This window comes from Affinirhizobium lemnae, assembly GCF_022968395.1.
Lineage (GTDB): Bacteria > Pseudomonadota > Alphaproteobacteria > Rhizobiales > Rhizobiaceae > Neorhizobium > Neorhizobium lemnae.
Genome location: NZ_JALJQZ010000084.1, coordinates 1 through 7,631, shown reverse-complemented (window position 1 = coordinate 7,631; position 7,631 = coordinate 1). Strand labels below are relative to the sequence as shown.

The 7,631-nt window shown below is 53.3% G+C and carries 9 protein-coding genes and 1 pseudogene; 5 read left to right on the top strand and 5 right to left on the bottom strand.

What is annotated here, in order from left to right; genetic code table 11:
* Both MUU53_RS22610 and MUU53_RS22605 read right to left on the bottom strand, forming a co-directional pair.
* A pseudogene (locus MUU53_RS22610) lies at positions 1-221 on the bottom strand (hypothetical protein); the annotation flags it as partial.
* 202 nt (positions 222-423) lie between these two features.
* On the bottom strand, positions 424-855 hold the full coding sequence (locus MUU53_RS22605) for an organic hydroperoxide resistance protein (protein WP_247262862.1): 432 nt from the start codon (positions 853-855) through the stop codon (positions 424-426).
* 169 nt (positions 856-1,024) lie between these two features.
* Here MUU53_RS22605 and MUU53_RS22600 point away from each other — a divergent pair, with 169 nt between their 5' ends.
* The 5 genes from MUU53_RS22600 to MUU53_RS22580 all read left to right on the top strand — a co-directional run bounded on the left by MUU53_RS22600 (position 1,025) and on the right by MUU53_RS22580 (position 3,675).
* On the top strand, positions 1,025-1,489 hold the full coding sequence (locus tag MUU53_RS22600; protein WP_247262861.1) for a MarR family winged helix-turn-helix transcriptional regulator: 465 nt from the start codon (positions 1,025-1,027) through the stop codon (positions 1,487-1,489).
* A gap of 18 nt (positions 1,490-1,507) precedes the next feature.
* The gene (locus MUU53_RS22595) at positions 1,508-2,197 is read left to right on the top strand and encodes a 4'-phosphopantetheinyl transferase family protein (RefSeq protein ID WP_247262860.1); all 690 of its coding nucleotides are present in this window, start codon (positions 1,508-1,510) and stop codon (positions 2,195-2,197) included.
* Between the two features lie 203 nt (positions 2,198-2,400).
* Positions 2,401-2,616 (top strand): hypothetical protein, encoded by a 216-nt coding sequence (locus MUU53_RS22590; protein ID WP_247262859.1) that lies wholly within the window; start codon positions 2,401-2,403, stop codon positions 2,614-2,616.
* Between the two features lie 67 nt (positions 2,617-2,683).
* The gene (locus MUU53_RS22585; RefSeq protein WP_247262858.1) at positions 2,684-2,989 is read left to right on the top strand and encodes a YkgJ family cysteine cluster protein; all 306 of its coding nucleotides are present in this window, start codon (positions 2,684-2,686) and stop codon (positions 2,987-2,989) included.
* 329 nt (positions 2,990-3,318) lie between these two features.
* Entirely contained in the window at positions 3,319-3,675 is a 357-nt protein-coding gene (locus tag MUU53_RS22580) for a hypothetical protein (protein ID WP_247262857.1), read from the top strand.
* 251 nt (positions 3,676-3,926) lie between these two features.
* Here the strand turns inward: MUU53_RS22580 and MUU53_RS22575 are convergent, their stop codons facing one another.
* From MUU53_RS22575 to MUU53_RS22565, 3 genes are all read right to left on the bottom strand, one after another.
* Positions 3,927-4,856: a glutaminase gene (locus MUU53_RS22575; RefSeq protein WP_247262856.1), complete on the bottom strand. Its 930-nt coding sequence runs from the start codon at positions 4,854-4,856 to the stop codon at positions 3,927-3,929.
* Positions 4,857-4,953: 97 nt separating this feature from the next.
* Positions 4,954-6,426 carry an NAD-dependent succinate-semialdehyde dehydrogenase gene (locus tag MUU53_RS22570; protein WP_343229132.1) on the bottom strand — a complete coding sequence of 491 codons (1,473 nt, stop codon included), beginning with the start codon at positions 6,424-6,426 and terminating at the stop codon, positions 4,954-4,956.
* Positions 6,427-6,490: 64 nt separating this feature from the next.
* Complete coding sequence (locus tag MUU53_RS22565; RefSeq protein WP_247262855.1) at positions 6,491-7,408, bottom strand: cyclic di-GMP phosphodiesterase; 918 nt, start codon at positions 7,406-7,408, stop codon at positions 6,491-6,493.
* Positions 7,409-7,631 lie beyond the last annotated feature (223 nt).

Genomic DNA, 7,631 nt, shown 5'->3' with positions numbered 1-7,631 from the left:
TTTTCCGCCAGATAACCCGAGAGCGCGGCCACGATACCGCGAGCGGTGGGGCAGGTTACGGTCAGGACGAAATTCATCGGCTCATTTTCCTTCAGACACAGTTTGTTATGGCGACGGGCTGGCAACCACGGTCGGGCCATGCTTTTGGCGCGGGAACGCCTCGTTGTCGAGACATCCTTTATGATCGACAGTGGCGAGGCAGTTAATTTGCTCGTCCTCATCACTCCGCGGCCGTCTGGCGCACGAGTTCGGAGGCAAATTCATGGTAGTGTGGAGGCGTATGTCGCTTTGTCTCGATACCGTCGGTTAAAGCCGCAAACGCGATAGAAACCGCGTAGCTTCTTTGTCAAACCCGCCTGAGACAATGAAGGCCGACCATCCCGCGATGACCGGCCTTCCAATATCTTTTAAAATTCCCAGATGTTAGGTGCGGATCTTTGTCGGCACGTCAACGCTTGCCTTGATGGCATTGGAGTATGGGCAGATGCCGTGGGTGACCTCAATGAGCTTCTGGGCCTCATCTTCAGCCATGCCTGGCAAATAAACGTCCAATTCAGCCGTAATGCCAAAACCGCCTTCAGAGCGGGGGCCAATTCCCACAGTTGCGTTCACTGTAGAACCTTCGGGAACCTTCGTCTTCAATTGCTGCGCGCCGACGCGCAGGGCACCCAGAAAGCACGCAGAGTAACCCAGAGCAAACAGCTTTTCAGGATTTGCACCCTCACCGCCCGGACCACCGAGTTCCTTCGGAACAACCAGTTGCAGTTCCATTGAACCATCGTCCAACACAGTCTTTCCATCGCGGCCACCGCCGGAAGCCGTTGCAGAGGTCTTGTACTTTGCGTCGACAGACATAGGTCTTCTCCTCGGGTTGTGTGGCCACCGTTTCAGTGATCCACAATTCTATTGCGCACAATATGTATCGGACAGACCCATCCGTCAATAGCTTGCAATCAGATTGCGCACAATATATATTCAGCTCATGAAAAAAGCCGAACCAACCAGTGACGTCGCTTTGGATCAAATGCTCTGCTTTGCAGTCTATAAAGCAGAGCAGGCGTTCAACCGCGTCTACAGGGCGGCTTTGGAACCTCTTGGTCTTACCTATCCGCAGTTCTTGACAATGCGTCTTCTGTGGAGGTCTGGGTCATCATCGGTGGGAGAGCTCTCCGAGCAGCTGGGCCTCGACTCAGGTACGGTTACGCCACTCATCAAACGCCTTACCAATATGGGGTTGGTACGCAAAGAGCGACGCGCCGACGACGAGCGTCGTGTCGATATCCACCTGACGCAGGCGGGTCGCGAGCTTGAAGCGAAGTCCGGAGAGGTTCTACGCTGTATCGGACAAGCGCTTCAAATGGATATGCAGCAGGCTGATGCGACGTTGCAAACAATAAATCAGCTGACGAGCAACCTGATGACGCGAGCGGCAAACGTCCGAACGACAGGCACGGATGGAGATTCAGCACCGCACGCTTCCATCGTGTAGCGTGAACTGGGAAGAGCAATGGTGCCTGCATTCGAGTTCACCGAGATCCGTCTACCAGGACTAGCACCCGGCATGCTGGGGATTGGAACCCGTTACGAACCCATGCGCGAACCGGTGCGAGAGGCAGGCGGGATCCAGTTGCCACCAGCTCTTGCTACCGCCGTACCAAGCCGGCAACTCGAATATCTTGCAGGTAGAGCTTGCGCGGTTGAAGCCTGCCGCCGATTGGGTCTGGATACCACGCCTGCGGCAACCGGTCTCTATAGAGAGCCTATATGGCCCGCAGGCGTTGTTGGCAGCATCACCCATAGCAAAGGAGAGGCAATTGCGGTGATTGCCCCCTTCATCGCCTGCCGGAGTCTTGGTGTCGATATCGAACATATCGTCGATTTGCAAAAGGCAGAAGATCTCTTCAGCGTCATTGCGGACCCGGCAGAGGCAAATGTCCTGAAGGATCTGATGGGCGATAATCTCGCACTGATCTTCACCCTGATTTTCTGCGCGAAAGAGGCAATTTTCAAAGCCACCTGGCCTCTCGTCCGCCGCTTCATTGATTTCGATGAAGTCAGATTGGTGGCCGCCAAGTCTGGCTCCCTAACATTTGCCGCAGATGCTGCTCTCGCATCTCAACTCTCTTCTCCTGGATTGCCGCCGGTCACATACGTCGCAGCCACGTCATCGATAACAACGCTCTGCGTCTATCGATGAAAAAGTGCCGAAATGAATCGTGTTCTTGAGAAGATACTCGTATCAGTATTCAACCTTGTATCTGCATCCATTTCTGATAGGTTGAATGAAACTTTCATGTGTAAATGCTTGTTCAATTGATCTGCGAGATCGTATTTTGAACGGAAGAATTTTCCTTCAAGTTTCAATCAACCGCTACTCTGCGGTAGTCTTCGAGGATTAATATGTCTCAAAACTACAGCAAATCTCGCCAAGAGGCGGAGATTGCTTTTATGAATATTCAAGTCCAGGCAACAGCGCCAAAGAGCGCAATCGATGAGATTGACCTTCTGGACAAGCAGCGTCAGCAAAAGACTGAGCGTCTGCGGCAGGCGCGTCTTGAGCGAGACGAGGCAACTTCGGCATTTGACAAATCTGGCGCCAGTAATCACTTGAAATGAAATGCTGCGGCAAGCCTCGTTGAGCCTTGTGTGACCCTCACCTGCAGTGAAGTCGAGGTAGAATTCCATGTCTCTCACAGGCGCAGATTGCCAAACATGCGGTGCATGTTGTGCCTATTCCTCAGATTGGCCGCGCTTCACGATGGAAAGCGACGATGCGCTGACGAAAATTCCTTTGCATCTGATCGCCGAAGATCTCAGCGGCATGAGCTGCGAAGGCCAGCGCTGTCTGGCATTGGACGGACAGATCGGCGTTGCAACAAGCTGCACAATCTATGACGTAAGGCCCCACGTCTGCCGCGAATGTCAGCCCAATGACGAAGAATGCCTTACGGCGCGCTGGGCCTACGGCCTTGGGCGCGTCTCAGTTTGACGCCGTAATTGTGAGCCATGATTTGAAACGTATTGTTCGACCACGCGTTCCCAGGTCGGCAGGAAACCCTTTACAGTCTCCTCGGCTGTGGTCGTATCGACCAGAAAGCCCGTTAGCCGCGGCGAAGCGTCCCTCGTCCTGTTTGAGCTTTTGTGTCTTCGCGCCAGACATATTCACCGGCCAAGATCTCCAATCCTGGGTGACAAATAGCGGGCCTGACATCTGCCGATAGCAGTTCCTCAGGCTCTTGAATGGAGCTTCTAACAATCCCATATGAGATACAACCCGCTGGTCCGGGCCCCTCTGGTGAAGGTTACGGCGCCTTCACGATGTCGGACCCATTTGAGTTCGATGCCGGATTGGAGGACGTCAGGATGTTTGCAGATATTGCCGCCTGGTTCATTACGCTTTTTCTCATCAACCCGCTCCAGGCGGAAGCTCAGGAGCAATTGCAGCGCGCCAACGCATCAGCGCAAACAGTGCAGCAGTTCCAACAATGTGTTGCGAATGAGGGTCCGCGCCTGATTGAGCGCGCAACCAATGAGCCTGCCTGGGCTATTGCCGCAGGGACAGGCATTATGATCGGCTGGTCGTCGCCGCTGGACTACATCGACCAGAGCAATGAAAACTGTGCATCGGTCGTCCGATTGTTGCAAGCCAACGGTGGCAGCACGGTTGAAAGCTGATATTTTTCGCTGAAATAAGAAAGAGAGGAGCATATCGCTGCTCCTCTCCTTGCCGCACCTCTCAAGCATTGGAAGAATGGTGATACCCCGACAATAGAATGAGCTAACCCTGTTCGTTGAACGTGGAAGCCCACTGAATGCGAGGGTGAGCCCTAACGCATTTCGTCTTTGTAAGCTGAAAAATGCTTCAGCTATTGCGAAAGAAAAGATGCAACATTCATTATTTTAAATATTCGCGCGCGCTGATCGCTTCAGCTGCCGAATACTGACCAGCCTGTCTTGTTTGCCAGCATTTCCAAAGCCAACGAGCCAACCAGCGAGTTTCCGTTCTGATTGAGACCGGGAGACCAGACAGCGACCGAAGCCTTGCCGGGTGCGACCGCCATGATGCCGCCGCCGACACCGCTCTTGCCAGGCAAGCCTACATGATAGGCGAAATCACCAGAACCATCGTAATGGCCGCATGTTAGCATCAACGCATTGATACGACGCGCCCGCTGACTCGAAACTACCCTGTGACCGGTGATCGGGTTCTTTCCGTTGGCCGCCAGAAAGAGACCTGCACGTGCCAACTGTGTACAACTCATGGCAAGCGCACACTGGTGGAAATAGACACCTAGCACGTGATCGACCGGATGCTGAAGCTTGCCGTAGGACTTCATGAAGTTTGCGAGCGCCATGTTGCGAAAACCGGTTGCTGCTTCAGATCGGGCAACCTCCGGATCAATCGCTATCGTAGGATCATCTGCAAGATACTGAACAAAGCGAACGATTTCACCAATCGCCTCACGTGGCGTGTGACCAGCGAGTACGGAATCCGAAATGACGATGGCACCCGCATTGATGAACGGATTGCGCGGCTTACCATGCTCATGTTCCAGCTGAACAATAGAATTGAAAGCGGAGCCTGAAGGTTCACGGCCAACCCGGTTCCAGGTCGTTTCGCCATGCTTGCCCAGCGCCAGAGTGAGAGTGAAAACCTTGGACACGCTCTGAATGGAAAAGGCTTCGTCACAATCGCCAGTCTTGTAGACATTGCCATCGAGATCAACGACCGCGATACCGAACTTGTTCGGATCGACACGTGCAAGCGATGGGATGTAGTCAGCCACCTTGCCTTCGCCGGTCCGCGGCTTCAACGTATGATGGATCTCTTCGACCAAAGCCTGTAAGTCCGCCATTCTTTCCCGTCGCTCCGATGATTGTCTGTTGCACCTCTATGCGCAAAGAAGGTGAAACTCGCAAGCAGTCTCCGCTCCACAAAAATGCGGATCGCTGTCACAAGCCGCCCAGACAGATGTATTTCATTTCGAGGTAATCCTCCAAACCGTGCCGCGAACCCTCTCGTCCTATGCCGGATTGTTTCATGCCACCGAAGGGTGCCGCTTCGGAAGACATCCGACCCGTGTTGACGCCAACCATTCCATATTCCAGGGCCTCAGCAACGCGCCAAACTCGCTTCATGTTGGAAGCATAGAAATAGGCAGCAAGGCCATAGATTGTGTCATTCGCCTCACGAATAACCTCGTCGGCATCGTCAAAGCGAATGATAGGAGCAAGAGGACCGAAGGTCTCTTCCTGAGCAAGCTTCATGGTCTTGCTGACATTGGTAATGACCGTGGGCTGGAAGAAAGTACCGTCATTGCCGCACTGCCTGCCGCCGCAACGAACCTGTGCGCCTTGCGCCACTGCGTCATCAATATGCTGTTTCATCTTGAACAACGCACGCTCATCAATGAGCGGGCCGACTGTCGTGCGGGGATCGAAACCGTCTCCTACGACAAGAGACTGAACGCGATGCGCAAACTTTTCGGCAAACTCCTCGTAGACGGCTGCCTGAACGTAAATACGATTGGCGGAGACGCAGGTCTGGCCCGCATTTCGAAATTTTGCCTGTACCGCGCCATCGACAGCCTCATCGATATCCGCGTCATCGAAAACGATGAATGGAGCATTTCCTCCCAGTTCGAAGCTGATCCGTTTGATCTGATCCGAACACTGCCGCATCAAAACCCGACCTACCTCTGTCGAGCCGGTAAAGCTGATCTTGCGAACCTTGACATTGGTACAAAGCTCGGTGCCGACCGCTTCGCCTTCCGCAGCATACACGAGATTGACGACGCCTTCCGGGAATCCGGCAAGACGAGTGAGTGCGAACATAGCACCCGCGACAAGCGGCGTCTGTTCAGCGGGCTTGATGATTACGGTACATCCCGCTGCCAGCGCTGGAGAGATCTTGCGCGCAACCATGGACGCCGGAAAATTCCAGGGTGTGATAGCACCGACAATACCAACCGGTTGCTTGATCACCAGCATTCGCCGATCGTTGGATGGAGCGGAAATCGTCTCACCGTAGATGCGGTTTGCCTCTTCCGCATACCACTGCAAATAAGCAGCCGCATGGGCCACTTCCGACTTGGCTTCAACCAGAGGCTTCCCCATCTCCGCCGTCAGGATCGCGGCAAGATCGTCGCTACGTTGCAGGATTAGACGATGCCAGTTCCAGAGAATGTTCGACCGCTCGCGGGCTGTCAGGCCGGCCCATTTTTCCTGCGCGGCTTCCGCCCGGTTGATTGCAACACGCACCTCTTCCACGCCCATGTCCGGCAATTTGGCCAGCAATTCGCCTGTCGACGGATTGAAGACCTTGAAACGCTTGAGTGTCGAAAGCTCCCCAGATGGTAATTCGGCGAGTGCCTCGAACAGGGCGGGGTCCTTGAGATGCTTGAGCAAGGCGGAAGTAATAGTCACGGCATGATCTCCTTGCCGCCTTCTACTCCGTGAAACAGGCCGGAGCCAGTTGTTTTTACAACCCTCAGCCCCCCACGGCTTCCATCAATCGATGAAGGATCTTGCGATCAAACTGATCGTTGCGCTCGTACATCCAGTCCAACGCTTCCTTGGACGTCCAGGGCTTTTTATAGGGTCTTGTCGATGTCAGCGCATCATACACATCACTCACTGTGCCAATACGAACGGCAAGACTAATTTCCGGCGCCTTCAAGGCTCTTGGGTATCCCTTTCCATCCAGGGTTTCATGATGGTTTCTGCAAACCTCCAGGATGAGTTCGCAGTCTATGCCGTTGCTACGCAGAATATCATAACCGACGTCCGGATGAGATTGAATGATCCGCCGTTCTTCCGGTGTTAGAGAACCGGTTTTGACGAGGATCTGACTTGGCGTGAAAAGCTTACCTATGTCATGCAGCAATCCAGCCATGCCGAGTTCTAGAATGGTTTGCTCCTTAAGACGCAATAATTGTCCGATGCGCATCATGAGCGTGCTTACGCTGAGACAGTGCAGATAAGTAGCTGTGTCCTTCTTGCGCAACCGTGTCATCTGGATCAGCGCTGACGTCGAGCGGGTAGCCACCTCCTCAAGTGTCCGGACAACGCTGCGCGTTTTTTCCAGATCGAATTCCTTACCAGCAACCAGTTGGTCGAAAACGGAATAGACATCGTTGATGCCCTGCATCAGGGCAGTTGCAACAATCTGGCTCTCGACAAGCTTCTCCTTCGCTTCGCTGAGCGAATCCGTGGGCTTGTTCTCTTGTTTGGCGCAGCCCAAAGTCGTGTTGATCAAAACAGAGACGGCAGAACTAAGACGTATTGCATCCAAATCATCCTTCTCACGAAGAAGGAAACGCTTTTTATTGAATTCTACGTCGGGACATTCTACGGCCTCAACATACATGCCTTGGCAGAGCGAATGCTTCGAAATGCGAACAAGCATGGAGTTCCTACGCAGACAAAAGATGGGCCTGTATCGGAGCGAAGTTAGTTACAAACATCTAATTCATTGCTGACGCAATCAGTAAATTTGCTATTTTTATGACAAATATGTCTCAAGAATAACCGATATAATCTCAACTTATGCGTCTAGCTGTTGAGGCTCAACACGTTATCCCTGCTTAGCCCGATGCGACTGATTGGTGTTTTTGATTTTAGGCTGCCGT